Source organism: Nostoc sp. DedSLP04 (assembly GCF_034530775.1).
Taxonomy (GTDB): domain Bacteria; phylum Cyanobacteriota; class Cyanobacteriia; order Cyanobacteriales; family Nostocaceae; genus Nostoc.
On sequence record NZ_JAVRCL010000028.1, the window covers coordinates 63,483 to 87,156 of the forward strand.

A 23,674-nucleotide genomic window follows, 5' to 3' on the forward strand; every position below is an offset into this window, starting at 1 on the left:
CGCCTTGCTTTACCCAACCTACAATTTTTCATAAAAAAACCTGTATTCTTTGCTCAATAAAGCTTACAGGCTATATTACACCTATACCAAGTTACTTCAGACTAGGCGATACTCAAATTAACTCGGACAATCAAATCGTTGTAATCTCGATCGCCGCCATTAGCCAAATCCTCAAAGCCAAAAGCGTTATTCCCTAATAGGCGAATATGATCTGCTTTGTCAGTGTTAGCACCCAAGAAGGAGAAGTAAACTGCCGGATCGTTATTGGTATTGCTATCAAGAATTGCATCAGTCCCGGCATTAACGATGATAAATGGGACGAAAATAGCACCAGGTTGGAAATTACCTGTGAAAGTTGCTGTACCTTCGTTAGCTACACTCAAATCAATACCAGCGACACGGTGACTAATAGCTGCCTGAGTATAACCCGCCTGTCCAACCAGCACATCTGCTGTACCATCGCCATTGGTATCGATGCCACCATTCTCATCAGTTATCTGATAAAAGCCGACAAAGTTGTTAAAAGCTGCTTCTCTATGAACTACAAATTCGGCTTTCACCAATTGTTTCACATCCCGTAAATCAATTAGTTCGGGTTCATATTTTCCTTGAAGACCAGTACCTAGAGGTGGATCTTGCTCTGTTGCTGCAATCTTGACAACCAAATTCTGGAAGTTGAGAGAGAACCCTGTATCATCCACATTCGTATCCGAGGAAAAAAGCACCTGAGAAAACGGGGTTTGTCCAGATAGCACCGCCTGAGTAGTGCTGCTACGGATTAAATAAAATCTTAGGTTGCTCTCAGAATTGAATTCCAGTAACCTGCTGAGGTCAGTGGGATTAAAACCATTCGGTAGTTTGGCAAGAGATGAAAGAAGCACTGTTGCCCGTTGCAGAGCTAGTTCGGTGTAATTTGCAGCACCAGGGGCTACGCCATTAATCCTACCTTCTGCATCGTCAACGACAAATACACCCAGTTCATTGACTTCTTCAGAGGTGTTGCTTTTTATCTTGACTGAGAGTTTGGCTTTTTCACCGTTAACTTGATTTCTTATAGTAAAGATATCACCTGTAATTCTTGTAAGTAGGCTGGTTGATTCAGTCTCAGCAGTAATCCCTTGAGCAACGGTAAGTGCAAATACATCACTAATTTCAGCCCCAACCGAATCCTTGGCGGTAACTTTGATGTTCAAGCTACCCAAGTTATTATTCGTAGGAACGCCGCTGAAAGTACGCTTATTAGGATTGAAGCTTAACCAACTGGGTAGTGGGTCGCCGTTGTCTAAGGTAGCAGTATAGGTTAGCGTATCTTCAATATCTACATCGCTAAAGGTGTTTTCAGGGATGGTGAAGTTAAAGGTAGTTTCTGCCGTAACTTTTTGGTCAGCGATCGCCTGCTCTACAATTGGTGGATTGTTAGCTTTAGCAATTGTGAGTGCAAATACATCACTAATTTCAGCAAGAGCTGGATCTGTGGCGGTGACTTTAATGTTTAAGCTACCCACATTATCATTCGTAGGAGTGCCGCTGAAGGTAAGCTCGTTAGCATTGAAGCTTAACCAACTAGGTAGTGGATCGCCATTGTCTAAGGTAGCAGTGTAGGTCAGGGTATCTTCAAGATCCACATCGCTAAAAGTGTTTTCAGGAATTGTGAAGTTGAAGGTAGTTTTTGCTGTGGCCTTTTGGTCAGCGATCGCCCGATCTACAATTGGCGCACTATTGAACTTAGCAACTGTCAATACAAACACATCACTAACTTCATCCCCAGAAATATCCTTGACAGTGACTTTGATATTCTGATTACCCAAATTCTCCATCGTTGGAGTACCACTAAAGTTCCGGGTAGCAGAATTAAAAGTTAGCCAACTGGGCAGTGGATCGCCGTTTTCGAGAGTAGCAGTGTAGGTGAGGCTATCGCCAGCATCAATATCAATGAAGGTATTTTCTGGGATCGTAAAATTGAACTGCGTATTTATGAGTACCTTTCGATTAGCGATCGCCTCAACTAACTCTGGTGCATCGTTAACGTTCTTAACAGTAAGTGCAAAATCATCACTGACTTCAACCCCAAAAATATCCCTAGCAGTAACTTTAATGTTGAGGCTACCCACGTTTGCATTTAAGGGAGTGCCATTAAAGGTTTTGGTAGCAGCATTGAAGGTTAACCAACCAGGTAAAAAATCGCCGTTTTCGAGAGTGGCGGTGTAAGTGAGGCTATCGCCAGCATCGACATCAATGAAGGTGTCTTCTGAGAAAGTGAAATTGAAAACCGTGTCTTCTATTGCTTCTTGGTTTGCAATTTCGTTCATCACCTCTGGCGCATCGTTGACGTTGTTAACAGTGAGCGTAAACACATCACTGATTTGAGCAAGAGCTAAATCCGTGGCAGTAACTTTAATGTTGAGGCTGCCGACATTTGCATTTAAGGGAGTGCCACTGAAGGTTTTGGTTGCAGCATTAAAACTCAACCAACTCGGTAAAGAGTCACCGTTTTCGAGAGTGGCAGTGTAGGTGAGAGTGTCGCCAGCATCGACATCCTTAAAGGTGTTGTCTGGGATAATGAAGGTAAAAACTGTATCTTCTGTTGCTTGTTGAGGAGCGATCGCCTGAAATACCTCTGGCGCATCGTTGGTGTTGTTAACAGTGAGCGTAAACACATCACTGATTTGAGCAAGAGCTAAATCCGTGGCAGTAACTTTAATGTTGAGGCTGCCGACATTTGCATTTAAGGGAGTGCCACTGAAGGTTTTGGTCGCAGCATTAAAACTCAACCAACTCGGTAGAGAGTCGCCGTTTTCGAGAGTGGCAGTGTAGGTGAGAGTGTCGCCAGCATCGACATCAATGAAGGTGTTGTCTGGGATAGTGAAGGTGAAAAGTGTGTCTTCTGTTGCTTGTTGAGGAGCGATCGCCTGAAATACCTCTGGCGCATCGTTGACGTTGTTAACGGTGAGTACAAAAACATCATTCGCTTGGGCGCCAGCAGTATCTTTAGCAGTAACTTTAATGTTGAGGCTGCCGACATTTGCATTTAAGGGAGTGCCACTGAAGGTTTTGGTTGCAGCATTGAAGGTTAACCAACTCGGTAGAGAGTCGCCATTTTCGAGAGTGGCAGTGTAGGTGAGAGTGTCGCCAGCATCGACATCAATGAAGGTGTTGTCTGGGATAGTGAAGGTGAAAAGTGTGTCTTCTGTTGCTTGTTGGTTAGCAATTTCATTCGCCACCTCTGGCGGATCGTTGACGTTATTAACGGTGAGTGTAAACACATCACTGATTTGAGCAAGAGCTAAATCCGTGGCAGTAACTTTAATGTTGAGGCTACCCACGTTTGCATTTAAGGGAGTGCCACTGAAGGTTTTGGTTGCAGCATTGAAGGTTAACCAACTCGGTAAAGACTCACCATTTTCGAGAGTGGCAGTGTAGGTGAGAGTGTCGCCAGCATCAACATCCTTAAAGGTGTTGTCTGGGATAGTGAAGGTGAAAACTGTGTCTTCTGTTGCTTGTTGAGGAGCGATCGCATTCGCCACCTCTGGTGCATCATTGGTGTTATTAACAGTGAGTGTAAATACATTACTCGCTTGAGCTTGAGCAATATCCTTGGCGGTAACTTTGATGTTTAGGCTACCGACGTTTGCACTGACGTTTTCATTTAAGGGAGTACCACTGAAGGTTTTGTTAGTAGCATTGAAACTTAACCAACTCGGTAGAGAGTCGCCATTTTCGAGAGTGGCAGTGTAGGTGAGAGTGTCGCCAGCATCGACATCAATGAAGGTGTTGTCTGGGATAGTGAAGGTGAAAAGTGTGTCTTCTGTTGCTTGTTGAGGAGCGATCGCCTGAAATACCTCTGGCGCATCGTTGACGTTGTTAACGGTGAGTACAAAAACATCATTCGCTTGGGCGCCAGCAGTATCTTTAGCAGTAACTTTAATGTTGAGGCTGCCGACATTTGCATTTAAGGGAGTGCCACTGAAGGTTTTGGTCGCAGCATTAAAACTCAGCCAACTGGGGAGTGGGTCACTGTTTTCGAGAGTGGCAGTGTAGGTGAGAGTGTCGCCAGCATCAACATCAATGAAGGTGTTATCTGGGATAATGAAGGTGAAAAGTGTGTCTTCTGTTGCTTGTTGGTTTGCAATTTCATTCGCCACCTCTGGCGGATCGTTGACATTGTTAACGGTGAGTGTAAACACATCACTGATTTGAGCAAGATAAGTATCCGTAGCAGTAACTTTAATGTTTAAGCTACCCACATTCTCATTTAAGGGAGTGCCACTGAAGGTTTTGGTTGCAGCATTGAAGCTTAACCAACTGGGGAGTGGATCGTCGTTGTCGAGAGTGGCAGTGTAGGCGAGAGTGTCGCCAGCATCGACATCCTTAAAGGTGTTGTCTGGGATAGTAAAATTGAAAACCGTGTCTTCTGTTGCTTCTTTGTCTGCGATCGCCTGAAATACCTCTGGCGCATCGTTGGTGTTGTTAACGGTGAGTGTAAACACATCACTGATTTGAGCAAGAGCTAAATCCGTGGCAGTAACTTTAATGTTGAGGCTACCCACGTTTGCATTTAAGGGAGTGCCACTGAAGGTTTTGGTTGCAGCATTAAAACTCAACCAACTCGGTAGAGAGTCGCCGTTTTCGAGAGTGGCAGTGTAGGTGAGAGTGTCGCCAGCATCAACATCCTTAAAGGTGTTGTCTGGGATAATGAAGTTGAAAAGTGTGTCTTCTGTTGCTTGTTGAGGAGCGATCGCCTGAAATACCTCTGGCGCATCGTTGACGTTATTAACGGTGAGTGTAAATACATCACTGATTTGAGCAAGATAAGTATCTGTGGCGGTAACTTTGATGTTTAGGCTACCCACGTTTGCATTTAAGGGAGTGCCACTGAAGGTTTTGGTTGCAGCATTAAAACTCAACCAACTCGGTAGAGAGTCACCATTTTCGAGAGTGGCAGTGTAAGCGAGAGTGTCTTCAGGATCTTGATCTTGGAAGCTATCTGAGATTGTGAAGTTGAAATTTATGTCTTCTGGAGTCTCTTTGTCTGCGATTTCCTTCACTAGTACTGGATTTTGGTTAACCCTGTAACGTGCCACAGCAAAGTTATTGGCGCTTATTCCCGCGACTATTATCGTACCATCGTGTTGGGTGAGAGCATAGGCATTATCAGTAGTCTTTGTGCCGATATCAGTAGTGATAATGCCAGTAGTATTGAAATCAGTGTCAAGAGTACCATTGCTGTTGTAACGTACTAAAGCAAAGTTATTGTTACTCGAACCCGCCACAATAATTTTGCCATTAGCTTGCACGCTAACGCTGTAAGCTATGTCAGTACCGCCCAAGTTAGTAATGACCTTGCCAGCAGTACCAAAGCTGGTGTCGAGACTTCCATTGCTGTCGTAACGTACTACAGCAAAGTTATTAGTACTCACTCCCGCTAACAGAATCTTGCCATCATCTTGCAGGGCAATGCTGTAGGCGGTGTCTGTGGTATTAGTACCAATATCAGTAATGACCTTGCCAGCAGTACCAAAGCTGGTGTCAAGACTTCCATTGCTGTCGTAACGTACTACAGCAAAGTTACTACTACTCACTCCCGCTAACAGAATCTTGCCATCGTCTTGCAGGGCAATGCTGTAGGCTATGTCAGTACCGCCCAAGTTAGTAATTACCTTGCCAGCAGTACCAAAGCTGGTGTCGAGACTACCATTGCTGTTGTAACGTACCACAGCAAAATCATTACCGCGCTTTCCTGCCACCAAAATCTTGCCATCGTCTTGCAAGGTAATGCTGTAGCCTATGTCAGTACTGCCCAAGTTAGTAGTAACCTTGCCAGCAGTACCAAAGCTGGTGTCGAGACTACCATTGCTGTTGTAACGTACCACAGCAAAGTTACTACTACTCGCTCCCGCTACCAGAATCTTGCCATCGTCTTGCAGGGCAATGCTGTAGGCTATGTCAGTATTGCCGAAGTCAGTAGTGACTTTGCCATCACTATCAAAGCTAGTGTCGAGACTACCATTGCTGTTGTAACGTACTACAGCAAAGTTATTATTACTCACTCCCGCTACCAGAATCTTGCCATCGTCTTGTATGACAATGCTTCTAGCAATGTCACTGGTATTAGTACCAATATCAGTAGTGACCTTGCCATCACTATCAAAGCTGGGATCGAGAACTACAGATAGAATTGAAGCGTAGGCTGTTATTACTTCATGCCCAAACGCTAAACGAGGAACAATAGGTGCTGTAGAAACCTCCAGTTCCCAATCACCACCTAATGCAGCACTCCCTGTCAAGTCATCAGAGGCAGCTACTACTGCACCTGTCAATTCGCTCAGACAGCGTATAAACAATACACCTGGCTCGGTTTGAGCGACTTTGCAACCATATAGCAGTAGTTGTGCGTCTTCACCCAAAGCATTTGCCCAACCCATAAGTTGGGCTGCGTAACGATTGAGCGTTTCGTTGTTGAGTTGACTGTTGCCCAAATAGATGCACCCAGGTGCGCCGTGGGAAACAATGTGCAGACTATTGACTTTCTGATGAGACTCTAGCACTTGACTAATTTGCTCAATGCCATCTTGGTTGGCATCTAAGACTACAACTGAGGTATCTGGTAATACACCCATCACCAGACTTTGGTAGTCATCAACCTGTGGGTCAATAAAAACTAGGCGAGTAGGATACAAGTCTAAAGTTGGTTTAATATTAATGCTGTTAGATATTTTGTGTATAGTAAAATTTTTATTGCTACTATGCTTTATCATAATTTTCCAAGAGTAAATCCCTGATATTTAGCTAAAATGAAACTTTTTGCAGATCGTTTCTTGTAGTTGCTTTCACTTTCAATTTAGGAATAAAATAAATCCTTTCCCTCGGTAAATCCACTAGTTTAATTAATGAAGATTTAGAAATTTTGGGCATAGAAAGTAGCTGAAACTTTTGATAAAAAAACTCAGTAAACATCTATATACCGACGTTGCATATTTGCGAGATGATTTAGCAACGTCCAAATTTTCCCTTAGTTTCCGCTGCTTGCCTTAATTCATACCACTGTTCTGCAATACCCTATTCCCAGATTTCCTGTTCCCTCCTTAGACAAGTAAGTTCAGGAATCAAATCGGATTCCTATATGATCCGGTAAGTATCGTCTAAATGAAAAGAGATTTATGACGCAAACAATTTCAATTAACGACTCCGGGCGCTTGCAACTCACGCCGCTAGAAATCCCATCCCGTCTGCTGTTGGGGCCAGGGCCATCTAATGCCCATCCCACAGTTCTCCAAGCGATGAATACTTCACCCGTTGGGCATCTTGACCCAACTTTTCTCGCACTTATGGATGAAATTCAGTCGTTGCTACGGTACGTATGGCAAACAGAAAACTCACTTACCATTGCAGTCAGCGGTACGGGAACAGCTGCAATGGAAGCAACCATTGCCAATGCTGTAGAACCCGGTGATGTAGTTTTAATCGGTGTAGCTGGTTACTTTGGTAATCGCCTTGTGGATATGGCTGGACGTTATGGCGCTGATGTGCGAACCATTACCAAACCTTGGGGACAAGTCTTTAATTTGGATGAACTCCAAACTGCCTTAAAAACTCATCGTCCAGCTATCTTAGCTCTAGTTCATGCCGAAACTTCCACCGGCGCACGTCAACCCTTAGAAGGAGTCGCTGATTTGTGTCGTGAATTTGGCACTTTGTTATTAGTGGATACGGTGACAAGTTTGGGCGGTGTTCCCTTGTTTTTGGATGCTTGGGGAGTTGACTTAGCCTATAGTTGTAGCCAAAAAGGGTTAGGTTGCCCGCCTGGTGCTTCTCCTTTTACAATGAGTGCGCGTGCAGTTGAGAAATTGCAACAGCGGCGAACGAAAGTTACAAACTGGTATTTAGATATGTTGTTGCTGGGTAAGTATTGGGGTGCTGAACGCACCTATCACCACACAGCACCGATTAATTTATACTATGCATTGCGGGAAGCACTACGTTTGCTTGCAGAAGAGGGATTAGCAAATTCCTGGCAGCGGCATCAAAAGAACGTAGAATATCTCTGGGAAGGTTTAGAGAATTTAGGACTGAGTATGCACGTTGAGCAAGAGTATAGATTACCAACGCTTACCACTGTCCGTATTCCAGCCGGGGTAGATGGTAAAGCGATCGCACAGCAGTTACTCAATGAACATAATATTGAAATTGGCGGTGGTCTTGGCGAACTCGCGGGTAAAGTTTGGCGCGTAGGATTGATGGGCTTTAATAGTCGAAAGGAAAGTGTTGACCAACTTTTAGCCGCACTGCGGCAGGTTTTGCCTAAGTAGTTTTGATATATGGTGCGTTAACAGTAGCTTAACGCACCTGAGAAAAAGAGCATCGGGCTAACTTCACTGCGAGAAAAAACCAACAACCAGCAGAGGCAAAAGTATTAAAACAGATACAATCAAAACCAGAGTTGCCGGCTCAACTTTAATATGGTTATTCTCTGGATCGCGCATTTGGCACTCTCTCGAACAATAAATATATTACCTAAGCCTAAATGATGGTTATTTTTTTTCCAACCCCAAGAGGTTGAGAAGTGTAAACTTTTTAGCCCATCAGCTTATTTCTTCCAAGGCAATTTAGTCCCCATTTCAGTTAAAGCTGAGAAGATAAGATACACAATGAGTAACCCAGCCGCCGCAAAGAAAGCGAGTAAATCGTTATCCATAAATGTCCCACACTAAAACTTCGCTAATCATAGCGGAATCATCTAATCTTTAGCATTTTTCTGAGTCTGCAATCTTTGATCTTCTGGGTGCAAACTGTACCAGCCATACCAGTGACGAACTGCTAGCCAAACCGCTGAAAGCAAACCCGCCAAACTAAGGGTTAGTCCGCTAAACGGTACTAATAATCCAAAAATAGGTAGCACTGCTCCAGCAATAGTAGCCACGATCGCAGCCAAGGAAGCACTGCGGCTAGCTCCCAACCCCCATGTTAAAATTAGTAAAATGATGGAAATTAAAGTCCAAGCCAACTGAGCATTGATAACGCGAGCTAGATAGGTCAAAGTTAACAGACAAGCAAAGAAAATACTAGCAGCGATCGCAATATTTCTAAAACTCATTGGTAGTGACAAATATAACAATAATATCCACCACAAAAATATTGCCGGGGCTAGCAATAAAAGCCGGGGAATGATGCCAGTATGACGAATGGGTTCGGTGTTGGTAAAGACTCCAAATGGATTTTTAACTGAAACATTATCGTCAAATATCCAAGTAAACTGAGTACTGCGTCCGTTAACTTTAATCTCATTCGGTACAACACCACTAGCAAAATCAGCCGGAGCAAAGTTGGCAATTGCTGTGAGGCGAAAATTAGAAAGCAACTGTCCCGTTGCACTATAAACCCAACGCGGCCCGCCTTGAGCCTGATAGGTAACTCGAAAGGTGGTTTCTTCTCCTGGTTGCAGCTGGAAGGGAAAGCCATAGTCTCCCGGATTGGTTTGTTGTAACCTAGTACCGTCACGCTCAACTTTGTAGCTAGCAAGCAGTGTGTAGCCGTTAGGTGGCGGTGTTTCAAAGAAAAAATTATTAATATCCTTGAGTTGGTTAACTACTTTATAATCAGCAGTGTAATTTACCTGATAAATTGAACTGCGGCCTGGAACATCTACACTTTGGTCAAGCTTGACTTGTATTTGCGAACCAGCCAACGTTAAGAAGCGGTTGATTTGACGCGTCTCATTTACCTTGACTATTTTGCCATTAACTTGAGTGTTATAGGAGTATGGCTCTCGAATCGAGTAGCGGACTTGCGGGGCAGATTGTTCGAGTTTTTCACCTGCGACACTTTCAGCCACTTGAGCCACCTTTGCTTGTTCCCAGTGGTGATAGCGATTGCTTAAAGTTGAACAGAGAAAAAATCCCGGTATTAACAAGACTAATACTAGAGTTAAATGCTGTAATCCCCGCAGTAGTTGGGAATAACGCACAGCCCATTCGCCAACGAATATAAATTGTTCCGGCTGGCTGCGACGCAGAGAAAAACTGATGAGTGCGATCGCAACTCCCAAAGCTACAATCAAAAATACTAATAACAGTGAAGCTTTGAGCGCCTGGGTTCCAAATTGAACAAGCTCAACTGGATGCGTCAAATCCGGTAATCCGGGAATACCTTGAGCAGAAGATGACATTGGTTGATTTTTGCAGAATTTGGAGAACCAGACCAATAAAATCTCTTAAAAGTTTCTTGACAATAGTTTTATTTGATACCCAAACAATTGAGAGAAGTGCTGCGTTGGCGTAGCCAGCTGTAGGCATCGTGTCCCTAACTTGCTCGACTGTAACTTAACGTGAGTTCGATGAACCTCTCCCGGACAACCTACCTCTTCCACGGGGAAAGGGAGGAGCAACGAGAAATTAGGGTTTTGGCTCCCCTCTCCGTGTCCAAGAGGGGTTGGGGGAGAGGTTAAAAAAGGGCTTGTCGAACTCACGTTAACTTGGTATAAACACCAAAAACCCGATCGTTAAGACCGGGTTCTTGAGGGAAAACAATGGGGATATATTCCCCGAAGGTTAGTTATAGAGGTTCAGTATAATATCGATGCTCTGATATTTACTACCACGCCATTGTTACCCATTCCGGAAAATTAGCTAAGAATTTTTGACTAGTCTTCTTTGATCTCCTAACATACAGCAACCTACTGGTAGCATCAGCGTGTAGGATTGATAAATATTAATTTTCCGGCTTTTGCTAATGAACAATGCATTTGGTAGCTGGCAAGAATGGCTAACAGTATTCACCTATCTAGGTTTTACCGTCTTCATTATCTGGCGCGTGTTTACCGCCGAGAAGAATTAAAAAAGCTGCATATCATCTCACCAGGGCCTTTTTGCTCAAAGGGCAAAACAGTCCCAGCTTCTTGAACCTTGACTCGTTCGCGACAATTGTAAACCTCTGTAGGTCTTTTTATGCCATCTACGCTAACAATTGCCTTGTATTCCCAATAATTTTTGGCACTTCGGCTGATACTGAGAATGCAAATCTGGTGGCGTAGACCGTCGTAGACAGCGTAATTACGGCATACAGATGCAAAAGCTGGATATACCACGGAGAAAGGTAGTATTAATAACAACATAAATATTATGTATTTAATCCTGCTCATAAAAAATTGTTTAACATTATTTGGAAATATTATTAGATTTTTCGACCCTTTGAGTTGATTCAATTACTTTTCCTAGTTTGACAGACCAGAGATTGCAACCCCATAACACACAAAGCATGAGTTAATTGAGAAAGTCAGATTACATCTGGCTCGGTTCCCACCATTTGTATCTGTAGTCTGATTTTGGAAAATTGATATAACAACAAATGTGCAAAAAAAGTCAGTCGTAAGGACGATAAAATTGCAACCAAAAACGAAATTTGAGCAATCTGGGATTACACGCTGTTTTGCAGCAATACTGCTCTTTGGTCAAGTGTGGCTACATTTACTCCAAGGGAAAACCTACTATCGCAAGATTTTGCAACATCTTGTTACCGCTGGGCCAGGTTCTATCTCTCCAGTTCTCCTTGTCAGCGGTTTTGCCGGAATGATTTTTACTATTCAAACAGCGAGAGAATTAGTGCGATTTGGCGCTGTTGATGCAGTGGGAGGTGCTTTTGCCTTAGCTTTTTGTAGAGAATTAGCTCCAATTTTGACCGCTAGTATTATGGCGGGACAAGTAGGTTCTGCTTTTGCAGCGGAAATAGGTGCAATGCGAGTCACCGAACAAATTGATGCACTTTATATGCTCAAAACCGATCCAATTGATTATCTAGTACTTCCTAGAGTAATTGCTTGTTGTTTGATGGTGCCTTTGATGACGATTTTGGCTTTAGTTACAGGCATCACTGGCGGAGTTTTTGCCGCATCCAAGTTTTACCAAATTATTCCCGAAACATTTTTAGAATCAGTCAGAAATTTTTTAGAACCATCAGATTTGTTTATTATTTTGCTAAAAGGGTTTATTTTTGGAGTGCTGGTTGCTGTCATTGGCTGTAGTTGGGGTTTAACTACGAAAGGGGGAGCAAAGGAAGTAGGGGAATCGGCAACAAAAGCAGTTGTTACTAGTTGGGTATCCATTTTTATTATGGATTTTTTCCTATCTCTACTGCTGTTTGAACAGCCTGCATTTTGAACCCAAGTAAGTATCGAACAAAACAAAATTCCCAACTTATTAAAAAGTCGGGAATTTGAGCTACAAAGGAAATTGTAGGTAAATAATACTGCTTTTAAAGGATTGGCGTAACCCAACCCAGGCATAGCTTGCTTTTTCGGGTATACTTCATCACGTTAACAGAATTTGGGAATATATGAACTTGTAAATTAGCGCACCCAAAGCTAAACCTCCCAATGAAAAGATCGAGGCAGTCGAAAAAGCTAACCCTTCCTTAAGACCAGCTCTTTGAAAGTCTATCCTGACTAATATAGTCGCTGAAATGATGAGTAAAGTATCAAGAAATATCCGAAACCAGGCAATCATAATAAAGAATAAGAACGCTGCTAACACGGCAACAGCAAAAGCCCTGGTATTTGATTGCAGGAAAATACTGTAGTAATATGTCATCCTTGGCCAAGGAGCGGTCAACGTTATGATTAAAAGCAAGATAGCAATTACAGTTGCCACCCACACAAATATAGGAGCACGTGTTTCTGATATTACCCAGCCCAAAGTACTGTAACTCAGCAGTACTAGTGCTAGGGACACCCAAGGAACTCTTTTCAAAATTGACATGGGTTTATATTTCTAGTACAGGGTTAAGGTCTTATCGCATAAATAAGTTTACTAACTCAAGACTTTATTTTGCTTGAGGATTTGCTTAGTTTATGATAATTGTCCTTCCTTAAGCATATCCCAGTATCAAAGGAGTTTTTTCCGATACGGGTATTAGTGAGATAAGAAACCAGAAGTTCTTACAGATAAAATTATGTAGATTTTGAATATATAGCTTAAACTAGTAGGTTTAGCATCATATTTTATAACTTCAATCAATAGACTTTTATGCTATTCACAAGAAAGCTAAACAAGTTTGTCGAGAATTGCGGTACAAAGTAGTTAAAGATTTGTAAACTGTTAGCAGCCGAGTAGCCGCGTGTCACATCTTGTTAAGGAATTATCATGAAACAACTTATTATTGCTGAACGCGTATGCCTCATTGGTCATATCGCGTCAAAAGCCTTTGGACTGGTAGGGATGCTACTGGTAGTACCTAATGCTGAGATAATTTTCAACTTATCACAGGTAGGAGAAACTGCCGTACAGTTAAGTATGGCTGGCGGCGGTGTAGTTGATATCATCTTAGGGACAGTAGCTGTCTCTATTTATGCCTACCGGACTTTGGGATTAGGAACTTGGCTAGCATTTATGCTACCAGCTATGTTTATCTCTTTGGGAAGTGAACTACTGGGAACTAGTACAGGGTTTCCATTTGGTGATTATAGCTACTTGAGTGGTTTGGGTTATAAGATTGCGGGGCTAGTTCCTTTCACAATTCCTTTATCTTGGTTTTATGTTGGGCTGTCGTCTTACTTAATTGCGAGAACTGGTTTGAAAGTGGCTCAAAAACCCAGTTGGGGTCGCCATATTGCTGCGATAGCCATTGGTGCTTTGCTCTTCACTTGCTGGGACTTTGCCCTTGAACCGGCTATGAGTCAAACTTCTCTGCCTTTCTGGTATTGGGAACAACCAGGAGCTTTCTTTGGAACACCTTACCAGAACTATGTAGGTTGGTTTGGTACTAGCGCCCTGTTTATGAGTGTGGCAGGATTATTGTGGCGAAATACCTCGATTAAATTAGAGCGATCGCAACTAAATTTGCCTTTAGTCGTTTATTTAACTAACTTTGCATTCGCCGCCGGACTCAGTTTGGCCGCTGGATTCTTTATCCCTGTGTTACTTGGCTTATTGCTAGGTATAATTCCGGCTATGGTGCTGTGGTCAAGGAGTTCAACCACACCTGCTCAAGTTACTGTTGAACCAGTAACCAAAGAAGTATCAGTAGCAAAGGTTGAAGTTGCCTTGAAATAAGTCTAGAAATTAGGGGGTGGGGAGGTAGAGGGAGCAGGGGAAGCAAGGGAACAAGGGGACAAGGGGACAAGGTGACAAAAGTTTAGAACTTACAACAAGTCTTTCCCCTTGTCCCCAATTCTCCTTGTCTCCAAGTCCTCTTTCCAATGCCCAATGACTAATGACTAATGACTAATGACTAATGACTAATGACTAATGACTAATGACAACGCTTTGATAGCAGAAAGCGCTATCTCTCTTTTATTGCTACTTATCCAAGTACCAGCAACGGCGATTCTGTTTTCGCGGCTGCTAAAGGGGCCAAGACGCCATCCTCCAATAGAACCCCAACAACCGACACCTGAGTTTTTGGGTAGGGTTAGCATCGTTGTTCCCACACTGAACGAGGCGCTTCGCATTAGCCCTCTGTTGGCTGGTTTAAGTCAGCAAAGCTATGAAGTTCGGGAAATTATGGTTGTAGACAGTAAATCGAGCGATGGCACCCCCGATTTAGTCAAAGCCTCACAGCAGAAAGATCCGCGCTTTCGCCTGATGACAGATGATCCCTTACCCTCTGGTTGGGTGGGGCGTCCTTGGGCGTTGCATAACGGTTTTCTATATAGTTCAGAGGCTAGTCAGTGGTTCTTGGGGCTGGATGCTGATATCCAACCGCATCCTGGTTTAGTTGCTGGTTTGGTGAAGACGGCCGAAGCACAAGGCTACGATTTGGTTTCTCTGTCACCCCAATTTATTCTCAAATATCCTGGAGAGTGCTGGCTGCAACCGGCTTTGTTGATGACTTTGCTTTACCGATTTGATCCTGCGGGGATCAATACAGAGCAACCAGAACGGGTAATGGCAAATGGGCAGTGTTTTTTGTGTCGTCGCTCCGTTTTAGCTGCTGTAGGTGGTTATAGCAGTGCGAAGAGTTCTTTTTGTGATGATGTCACGTTGGCACGCAATATTGCTATTCAAGGTTATAAGGTCGGCTTTTTAGATGGCGCAAAGGTATTAAAGGTACGTATGTATGAAGGGGCGATGGAGACGTGGAAAGAATGGGGGCGGAGTCTCGATCTTAAAGATGCAACTTCTCGCTCTCAGTTGTGGGGAGATTTATGGCTACTCGCATCTGTTCAAGGTCTACCCTTTTTAATTGTCCTGACTTTTTTGTTGATTTCTCCCACAGTCTCATATTCGCCCATCCCCCCATTCCTACTGCTGGGACTGAATTCATTTCTGTTGGTGATTCGCTTTGCGATGCTAATAGCGATCGCACCTTCTTACGATCGCACAAACGCTAAAGGTAGCTGGTTATTTTGGCTTTCCCCTTTGGCCGATCCCTTCGCTGTGCTACGAATCTTTTTATCTGCATTCCGCACCCCGCGCGAGTGGCGAGGACGCAAGTATATATAGTGGGGCATTGGGCATTGGGCGTTGGGCATTGGAAAGAGGACTTGGAGACAAGGAGAATTGGGGACAAGGGGAAAGACTTGTTGTAAGTTCTAAACTTTTGTCACCTTGTCACCTTGTCCCCTTGTCCCCTTGTCCCCTTGCTTCCCCTGCTTCCCCTGCTCACTCCCTACTCCTCTTCACCTCCTACTTGATCCCCGCGTTCCAATTCCCAAAGAATTTGATTTCCTTCACGGCGTACCCGTGACACTATCCAATTTCGCCAGCGCCATTGATCTCCACGACTGGTGACAGCGCTGGCGTGGACATCCATCAAGTCTGCTAACTCAGAACTGGTGATTAAGTAGCCTTTTTCAGAAATTTCGTCAGCTATACGCAGAGTTTCGACCAAGCTGCGGAGTTGCGAAACCCTCATTTCTGGCGGTTTTTCATTGGTCACGGCCGCAGTTGGCCCAGTTAATGGTTCCATAAAGGTTATTTCTGGTGCAAAAGTACTGATTTGTTGGGGATTTTGGTTAATTATTCGAGAGTTTTTTTCATAATCAGCTACTTTTGCTACATTTAGTTGATTTTGGGAAGGTAAAGATTTATGAAAATCTGTGAAAGATAATTGTTGTAGCGAAGGGATTTTGCCACTGGCATAACTGCGAGCGATCGCATCACAACGTTCGTTACCTATGTTACCAGAATGTCCCCGAACGTATTGCCATTTTACTTGTTGGGTATTGAGTTCATCTAAGGTTTCTAAAAGGTCTTGGTTTTGGACGGGTTTACCATCTGACTTTTTCCAGCCTTTGTTTTTCCAGCCTTTCACCCACTTGGTAACACAGTTAATCAGGTATTCGCTATCGGTATGAAGGGTGATGGGTTGGGCTTGTTGAGATGTTTGCAGAAATTGAAGGGCGGCGATCGCAGCTTGCATCTCCATTTTATTATTAGTGGTATGAGGGGATGCATCGCCCATTTCGTGGATTGAGCCGTCGCTGAAGTAGACGACAACACCCCAACCGCCAGGGCCAGGATTACCGGTGCAAGCACCATCGGTGTATATGCTTTGAATTATGGGTTGGGTGGACATGTTTAGAGTATCAAACCGCGAAGGCAAGAGTTATTAGCGGCGAATTTTTTAACAATATCCAGGCTATTATACTGATAAAAACTCTTAATTCTGACTCCTAACTTCGGAATTCTTCTTTAATCCTCATCATCAGGCAAATTTTCCATTTCTTCAGTAATTAGCGTTTGAAAATCTTCGTTACAATGATTATACAGATGAACCGCAGCAGCTAGGAGTTCTGCTAGAATTTCAGCTTGTTGGTTAGCAGTTAAACTAGTTAACTGTAACTGGTTAATCAAGGCTTGTACTTTTAGGCATTCTGTACCTAATTCAGCAATTAAGGTACTGAAGGTTGAATTGGTGACTGCAAAAGGGCGATCGCTAATCTGCATATTTTAGTTATTGTCCCAATCTTTTACGTGCTTGTTGGATTGCCTTGTCAAAAGCACGAATCTCTTTTTCCAAATGCTTAATTAGACCTTCGTCAGCAAAACTCTTTTCTGATTCCAGTCTAATATGTTCTTGATGTTCGGTAATTCTTTGAGTTAAAGATTCAATCGCCTTTTGATGGTGCTTCTTACTCGTTACTCCGAACGATAAGCAACGCGGAGACTTTGGATTAAAATCACCAGAGATGCGATCGCCATTAATCCACCCCAAAACCAGTAAGGTAAAAGCAAATATCGCTGCATTTGCGCTGTATCAGAAATTCCAAGGGGGCCAGCAGAACTACTAAATAGATAATCAAGTTGATGATACGTACTTACACAAGCTTGTACACCCAAAAATTGAATGACAAACCCTTGTGTCCAACGAGGTGCTCTTAAGGCAATACCTAAGATTATTAAACCTAGTAAGGGAATTGCCACCAATCCAAACCAGGAACGCACCCAAATTAATGTGGAAAACAGCAAAAAACCTCCCAAAATTTTCAAACAGAGGGTTGCTGCTGTAAAACTGCGGGAAGCCAGAATTAAAGCTGCACCGGCAAGAGGTGGCCCCATTGGCCCGGCTGCGGCGATTATTGCTGGGCCAATTGGCCCCAATGACGACCGGAGACCATAAGTTGCGACACCAGAACCATTGCTAAAAATCTGCAACTTCTGAAACTGTCCCCCTAATAGCAGTGCCATTAAGCCGTGACCCATTTCATGAAACCAAGTTGCCAAAATTGTAAATGGGTATAAGATATAATCTCCTCCTGGTACTTGCCACAACAAAGCAGTTGCGATCGCTGCTGCAACTAGCCAGGTAAGGCCCATACGTTCCACAACTGGCGGGGCTTCTTTCGCGAGCAAGGTTTCAAAATTTTTACTTGGTTCCCTCATAGGTCACTCAATTTTGGATTTTAGATTTTAGATTTTAGATTTTAGATTTTCTGAAAAATTCAAAATCTAAAATTGGCAGTGTATTTCCATCCATCCTAGTGTAATTATTAAGGTAATGGAGTTGCTTAGCTATGTAATAATTTGCACATCGAAGCGACGGCTGTCAACTATGGCGCTATCAATAACAACATAGTTATCCGTCGCTTGTCTGATGCAGTTCATTTGTTGCTCCTCCAAAATGGATGCCGGAGGATGGGCAGAAAATACTTAGACTGATGTCACAATCGATCGAGAATCAGTTAAGCAAGTTGAAAGAGGAATGTCATCAAGTCTCCTTTACCCAAGCTGATGCGATCGCCTGGTCGCAAACGATGACGGTTCCCTGGTAAAAGTGGCAAATTATTAACATAAGTGCCATTAGAACTTCCTACATCCTCTACATAATGGGCATCTCCCTCGACGCGAATATCTGCATGAATCCGCGAGACAATTTCGGAATTAGGAAATCCTGAAACATCTATATCTGGAGGAATCCGGTCATTAGGCTTGCCGATATGAATCACAGAGAAATTTTGCGGCAATTCAATTAAGCGATCGCTTTGAACGTGGAGTAACCGCGCTGTAACCTGCTGCAATTGCGTTCTGGCAGCAGTTGCAGTTGGTGCTGGTGCTACTGGCGGGGGTACTTCGGCTTGGGAGGCTGGTACTGGTTCCACTGGTGGTGGAGTCGGAATACTACTTTGTCCAGAGACTACGGGTTGAGCTACAACGGATGACGCTGGCTCTGGAGGACTGCTTTTTGCAACAGGTATCTGTGGCACAGGTTCTGGGGGAACTGCCATCTCTGTTGGTGGTAAAGATGATTCGGGAGGATGAGAGTTAGTCGAACCACCCACTCCCAAGGCATCTGGTTGTAAAAGTTCTAACAGTGGATCGGGTGGAACTAACGGTGGTACTTCCACGGGAATATCGGGAGTAACTGTTGTAGCTACTGCGGGATGAACGTGTGGAACACCTGCGGAGTGAAGGTTATAGCCACATTGACCACAGAATGCAGCATCTGCCTGCACAGTTGCCCCACAACTGGGACAATTAGTAGTCGCAGGTAATGGTGTATAACAAGCTTCACATTGGACAGCGCCATCAGGGTTGGGATGATTGCAATTAGGGCAGACGATCATCGATATTTAGCCTTTGTTCAAGATCATCATAAATATAGTTAGGACTGGCAAGCAGAGGGCGGCCCTAGCTTTAGATTCTAGCAATTACTGCTTATTGAACAATAAATTGGACACTCTTACACGGGGAAGGGGAGCAGGGGAAGCAAGGGACAAGGGGACAAGGTGACAAGGTGACAAAAGTTTAGAACTTACAACAAGTCTTTCCCCTTGTCCCCAATTCTCCTTGTCTCCAAGTCCTCTTTCCAATGCCCAATGCCCCATACCCAATGCCCCATGCCCAATTCCCAAGTTTAGTGTTGAAGTTCCAAACCTGCTGCCGCATCCAGCAGCCACCAAAGTTCTCCTTGGGGCTGAATTAAACGGGATGGGTAAGTGAAGTCATCGGCTACAGGTGCAAAGACTTGCGCTAAAGCTGGTCGTTTATTAGCACCAGCAACCAGAAAAATCACGCTACGAGCAGAGTTAATGAAGGGGTATGTGAAACTTATCCTGGGGTTTCCGTCTTTGTTACCCACAGTAACTAGGCGATCGCGTACTTTAAGAGCCTCGGTATGGGGAAACAAAGACGCAGTATGTGCATCATCACCCATTCCTAGTAATACTACATCCAAGGGGGGAAACTCGACCCCAGAAGAATGGAAAAATTCTTTGAGCTGTTGTTCATATTTGGCAGCAGCCAGTTCTGGATTGGCTTCTAAAGTTGGTACGGGGTGAATGTTAGCCGCTGGGATGTCAACACGATCTAGCCACGCACGACGCGTCATCAGTTCATTGCTATCGGGGTGATCTGGTGGTACGTAACGCTCATCTCCCCAGAATATATGAATTTTATCCCAAGGCAGTTTTTGAGTAGCGATCGCTTCGTATAACGGTTTAGGTGTACTGCCACCAGATAAGGCGATAGTAAACCGCCCCTGCTGCTCAATGGCAGTTTCTAACTTGGACAGAATTAATTCTAGCGCTCGTGTAACCAGCGTCGGCTGATCCGGTAGAACTTCAACAGTTTTGTTCATGGCTTCATCATCATATTGCTGGCTTCTGGCAATACAATACCGAACTTATTACAATCCCCCTTTTTAACTTTTGAAACATTTAACATCATGGATTGAGTAAGTTGAAAAATTTAGACCCTCCTTATCAGCTTCAACGGTAAGTCGTCAGTAGTGAGTCGTACTAACTACTAACCACTCTCATGATTATTTTTATTTACATCCAGTTACTTGATACTTTGTTGATTTACGCCACAAAGGATACGTTTATTAATTCTTATTAAAAATTAATAAAACTAATTAATCTTAAACAATGTTTCCCAATCAGCGATCGCTTCACGTTGGGCAATTAACAATTCCTGAATTCCTTTTTGGGCAGCATCTAGCAGTTGGTTCAACTGAGTACGGCTAAAGCTGCCTTCTTCGGCTGTTCCTTGGACTTCAATAATTCCCAGATGTTGATTCATCACCACATTAAAATCTACTGTTGCAGCCACATCTTCGATATAATTTAGATCCAAAAATGGCTCTTTATCCAGTAATCCTACGGAAACTGCCGCTACCTGTCCACACAAAGGCGATCGCTCCAACACGCCTTCTTGCAACAATTTAGAAACTGCATGAGCCAACGCCACAAACGAGCCTGTAATAGCTGTTGTCCGAGTTCCGGCATCTGCTTGCAACACATCAGCATCCACAGTTAGCGTGCGTTCTCCCAGCGCCTCAAAATCCACTGCGGCGCGTAAGCTACGTCCGATTAGACGTTGAATTTCTTGCGTTCGTCCAGATAATTTCAATAATTCCCTTTCTTGGCGTTTTTGGGTAGCAGATGGTAGCATTCGGTACTCAGCAGTTAACCAGCCTTTGCCAGTTCCTTCGAGAAACTTCGGAACTCCCTTATTAAAGCTAACAGTACAAAGTACCTGAGTATCACCGCATCTTGCGAGAACAGAACCGGGGGCAAAGCGGGTGAAACTGGGGTGAAAGCTAATCGGACGTAGTTCGTAAGCAAGACGACCGTCAGGACGCTGCCAAGCCATTGGAGTTGCCTCAAGTTTTACAATACTGCCTTAAGATTACCTTAGTGTTATTGGGCATTGGTTATTGGGCATTGGGCATTGGGCATTGGGCATTGGGCATTGGGCATTGGAAAGAGGACTTGGAGACAAGGAGAATTGGGGACAAGGGGAAAGACTTGTTGTAAGTTCTAAACTTTTGTCACCTTGTCACCTTGTCCCTTTGTCCCCTTGCTTCCCCTGCCTCCCCCTGCCCCCTTCCTCTTCTAAGGAACTGAAAGCAGAGTCAAAATATTTTGCTGTACCATCTCTGGTGACTGGTCGCCGTTGATGGTCAACAGGCAGCGACGACGGTCGTAATATTCTAGGATGGGAATGGTGCGATCGTAGAATAATTCTACACGGCGCTGTACGATTTCTAGTTGGTCATCTGGTAGCGATCGCCCCAAGGATCGACTAACCATAACTGCTTCCGGGACTTGGAGATAAATTGCCCAATCTAGCTTTTGCCCTAAATCATCCAATAAAAAATCTAATTCTTCAGCTTGGAAGGCAGTACGGGGATAGCCTTCTAACACCCAATCGCAGTTAATATCTGGTTGTCTGAGGCGAATTCGGATCAATTCAACGATCGTTTCGTCTGGAACTAACTCCCCTTTTTGCATGTAGGGTCGTGCGTGGTAGCCAAGTTCACTCAAGCTAGCGTAAACCGAAAGAGAAGTCCGGGGATCGGCTTCCAACCATCGAAATTCCGGCAGGGGCTGATTGCCAGATATTGCTTCTCGTAAAATCTCACCTGTGGAAATCAGAGGAATATCAAAGTATCTGCAAAGCCTCTGTGCTTGAGTGCTTTTCCCCGATCCTGAACCTCCCAGAATCACCAATCTCACAACGATTTACTCCTCATCCTGTCAAATTCCCTACTAGCTAAGTCTGTTTTGCCCAAACAACCGACAAATTTAACATTTAGCGATTTTTAGGCGTTGTGCCTAGCTTTTTTGGCGTTGCATAATTGCGGGATGATTTTACTAGTTTTGTGGGATGGGCATCTTGCCCGTCCCTTGTATTTCCGGGCGGGCAGGATGCCCACCCCACAAGAATCATCCTTTGATTCAGCAACGCCGCTTTTTTAAATAATTGGAACTAGAGATTTTATGTTTTCATTTTTACAACTCATTACAGAGGAAAGACGAAAACTTACAGCAGTTAGCGGTTTTATAAACTACATCTAGAGACGTTATATGCAAAGTCTCTACAGGCTTTCGGGTTTTGTCTATGTACTTCATTTACCTGAAATCTGCTGTAAATCAAGCAGGACTCTTGACTTCAATACAAACCTAGTGTTTGACTAAGAATGCAATTTGCCAAATCCACCACACCTGTGAAAAACAGATTGATTATACAGGCAAATTTGTCAGTTTTACCGACAGTAATAACCCTTTACTTATTGTATTTTTTTGAACTTAACTTTATGGTTGCCCAGCTAGAAACTCAAGGTATCAATTCAACCCTAACTCTACCATATCCAGTAGAAGGACTAGTGCAAGTTTTCACTAGCTCTCATCGCAACTTTTTTACGAGCGTGATGGCGCAAGCACTGAGAATAGCTGGACAAGGAACGCCAGTATTAATAGTACAGTTTCTCAAAGGAGGTATCCGCCAAGGACACGATCGACCTATACAATTAGGACAAAATTTAGATTGGATTCGGTGTGATTTGCCTCGTTGTATCGATACACCACATTTAGACGATACAGAAAATCAAGCCTTACAAAAGCTGTGGCAGTATACACAACAAGTTGTGTGTGAGAGTAAGTATTCTCTCGTGGTGTTAGATGAGTTAAGTTTAGCGATTAACTTTGGTTTAATTCCTGAAACGGAAGTTTTAGCGTTTTTGGCAAAACGCCCTCCCCACGTCGATATTATTCTCACAGGGCCAGAGATGCCGAAATCCCTTCTCGATGTGGCAGATCAAATTACAGAAATCCGTCGGAGTTATCGACCTTAAACAAAATACTCAATTCAGGATATCCTAGTAATTCTGTTTGAATTAGCTGTGAAGTTGTGATTAAAAACGATATCTGGATTACTGAAATGGCTCAACAGGGTCTAATTTCCCCCTTTGAGCCAAGTTTAATCCGAAAAGTGCAAAAAGATGAATCAGTAGTAGTTAAACATGTAATCAGCTACGGTTTATCTTCTTATGGCTACGATATACGCCTTTCTTCGGCCGAGTTCCGTATTTTTCGTCACATTCCCGGAACTGTAGTCGATCCCAAAAACTTTAATCCTCAAAATCTGGAGCCAACAGCACTGCATACCGATGCTAATGGCAGTTATTTTATTTTACCTGCTCATTCCTATGGACTTGGGGTTGCTCTAGAAAAACTGGAGGTTCCTGAGAATATTACTGTAATTTGTATTGGAAAATCTACGTATGCACGTTGTGGCATAATAGCAAATTTAACTCCTGCTGAGGCTGCGTGGCGAGGTCATTTAACTTTAGAATTTTCCAACTCTTCCAGCGCTGACTGTCGCATTTACGCTCATGAAGGAGTGGTGCAATTGCTATTTTTAGAAGGCGAACCCTGCGCTATTAGTTATGAAGCAAGACAGGGTAAATATCAGGATCAGCTAGAGATTGTAACTCTAGCTAAAGTCTAAGTGACAAGAAA

General features: G+C 43.6%; 18 protein-coding genes. 6 read left to right on the forward strand and 12 right to left on the reverse strand.

What is annotated here, in order from left to right; all coding sequences use genetic code 11:
• Positions 1–101 precede the first annotated feature (101 nt).
• Positions 102–6,755, reverse strand: a complete 6,654-nt coding sequence (locus tag RMX89_RS17565) for a putative Ig domain-containing protein (protein ID WP_322689815.1) — start codon at positions 6,753–6,755, stop codon at positions 102–104.
• Between the two features lie 402 nt (positions 6,756–7,157).
• Here RMX89_RS17565 and RMX89_RS17570 point away from each other — a divergent pair, with 402 nt between their 5' ends.
• Positions 7,158–8,306, forward strand: a complete 1,149-nt coding sequence (locus RMX89_RS17570; RefSeq protein WP_322689816.1) for an alanine--glyoxylate aminotransferase family protein — start codon at positions 7,158–7,160, stop codon at positions 8,304–8,306.
• A gap of 428 nt (positions 8,307–8,734) precedes the next feature.
• Here the strand turns inward: RMX89_RS17570 and RMX89_RS17575 are convergent, their stop codons facing one another.
• Positions 8,735–10,162, reverse strand: a complete 1,428-nt coding sequence (locus RMX89_RS17575; protein ID WP_322689817.1) for a hypothetical protein — start codon at positions 10,160–10,162, stop codon at positions 8,735–8,737.
• A gap of 648 nt (positions 10,163–10,810) precedes the next feature.
• On the reverse strand, positions 10,811–11,107 hold the full coding sequence (locus RMX89_RS17580) for a hypothetical protein (RefSeq protein ID WP_322689818.1): 297 nt from the start codon (positions 11,105–11,107) through the stop codon (positions 10,811–10,813).
• 268 nt (positions 11,108–11,375) lie between these two features.
• On the opposite strand from RMX89_RS17580, the gene RMX89_RS17585 reads away from it, so the two are divergent.
• A complete protein-coding gene (locus RMX89_RS17585; RefSeq protein WP_322682612.1) occupies positions 11,376–12,149 on the forward strand; it encodes an MlaE family lipid ABC transporter permease subunit in 774 nt (257 codons plus the stop codon).
• Between the two features lie 150 nt (positions 12,150–12,299).
• Here RMX89_RS17585 and RMX89_RS17590 read toward each other — a convergent pair whose 3' ends face one another.
• Positions 12,300–12,746 (reverse strand): hypothetical protein, encoded by a 447-nt coding sequence (locus RMX89_RS17590; protein ID WP_322673759.1) that lies wholly within the window; start codon positions 12,744–12,746, stop codon positions 12,300–12,302.
• 384 nt (positions 12,747–13,130) lie between these two features.
• Here RMX89_RS17590 and cruF point away from each other — a divergent pair, with 384 nt between their 5' ends.
• Both cruF and cruG read left to right on the forward strand, forming a co-directional pair.
• Entirely contained in the window at positions 13,131–14,039 is a 909-nt protein-coding gene (cruF, locus tag RMX89_RS17595; RefSeq protein ID WP_322689819.1) for a gamma-carotene 1'-hydroxylase CruF, read from the forward strand.
• 195 nt (positions 14,040–14,234) lie between these two features.
• Complete coding sequence (cruG, locus tag RMX89_RS17600) at positions 14,235–15,431, forward strand: 2'-O-glycosyltransferase CruG (protein ID WP_322689820.1); 1,197 nt, start codon at positions 14,235–14,237, stop codon at positions 15,429–15,431.
• A gap of 166 nt (positions 15,432–15,597) precedes the next feature.
• Here cruG and rnhA read toward each other — a convergent pair whose 3' ends face one another.
• The 8 genes from rnhA to RMX89_RS17640 form a co-directional block, all read right to left on the reverse strand.
• Positions 15,598–16,506: a ribonuclease HI gene (gene rnhA / locus RMX89_RS17605; RefSeq protein WP_322673756.1), complete on the reverse strand. Its 909-nt coding sequence runs from the start codon at positions 16,504–16,506 to the stop codon at positions 15,598–15,600.
• A 116-nt stretch (positions 16,507–16,622) separates the two neighbouring features.
• Positions 16,623–16,877: a hypothetical protein gene (locus RMX89_RS17610; RefSeq protein WP_322689821.1), complete on the reverse strand. Its 255-nt coding sequence runs from the start codon at positions 16,875–16,877 to the stop codon at positions 16,623–16,625.
• 7 nt (positions 16,878–16,884) lie between these two features.
• Positions 16,885–17,145, reverse strand: a complete 261-nt coding sequence (locus RMX89_RS17615) for a hypothetical protein (RefSeq protein WP_322689822.1) — start codon at positions 17,143–17,145, stop codon at positions 16,885–16,887.
• On the reverse strand, positions 17,070–17,813 hold the full coding sequence (locus tag RMX89_RS17620) for a M50 family metallopeptidase (protein ID WP_322689823.1): 744 nt from the start codon (positions 17,811–17,813) through the stop codon (positions 17,070–17,072). Before RMX89_RS17620 ends, RMX89_RS17615 begins: the two co-directional genes overlap by 76 nt.
• Positions 17,814–18,112: 299 nt before the next feature.
• Positions 18,113–18,994, reverse strand: coding sequence for an FHA domain-containing protein (locus RMX89_RS17625; RefSeq protein ID WP_322689824.1), 882 nt, complete (start codon positions 18,992–18,994; stop codon positions 18,113–18,115).
• Positions 18,995–19,284: 290 nt separating this feature from the next.
• On the reverse strand, positions 19,285–20,007 hold the full coding sequence (gene pgl / locus RMX89_RS17630; protein WP_322689825.1) for a 6-phosphogluconolactonase: 723 nt from the start codon (positions 20,005–20,007) through the stop codon (positions 19,285–19,287).
• A 272-nt stretch (positions 20,008–20,279) separates the two neighbouring features.
• Positions 20,280–21,023 (reverse strand): ribonuclease PH, encoded by a 744-nt coding sequence (gene rph, locus RMX89_RS17635; protein WP_322689826.1) that lies wholly within the window; start codon positions 21,021–21,023, stop codon positions 20,280–20,282.
• Positions 21,024–21,265: 242 nt separating this feature from the next.
• Positions 21,266–21,889: a nucleoside monophosphate kinase gene (locus RMX89_RS17640; protein ID WP_322689827.1), complete on the reverse strand. Its 624-nt coding sequence runs from the start codon at positions 21,887–21,889 to the stop codon at positions 21,266–21,268.
• Between the two features lie 581 nt (positions 21,890–22,470).
• Here RMX89_RS17640 and RMX89_RS17645 point away from each other — a divergent pair.
• Together RMX89_RS17645 and dcd are read left to right on the forward strand one after the other, a co-directional pair.
• Positions 22,471–23,007: a P-loop NTPase family protein gene (locus RMX89_RS17645; RefSeq protein WP_322689828.1), complete on the forward strand. Its 537-nt coding sequence runs from the start codon at positions 22,471–22,473 to the stop codon at positions 23,005–23,007.
• An 86-nt stretch (positions 23,008–23,093) separates the two neighbouring features.
• A complete protein-coding gene (gene dcd, locus RMX89_RS17650) occupies positions 23,094–23,663 on the forward strand; it encodes a dCTP deaminase (protein WP_322689834.1) in 570 nt (189 codons plus the stop codon).
• The last annotated feature ends 11 nt before the right edge of the window (positions 23,664–23,674 follow it).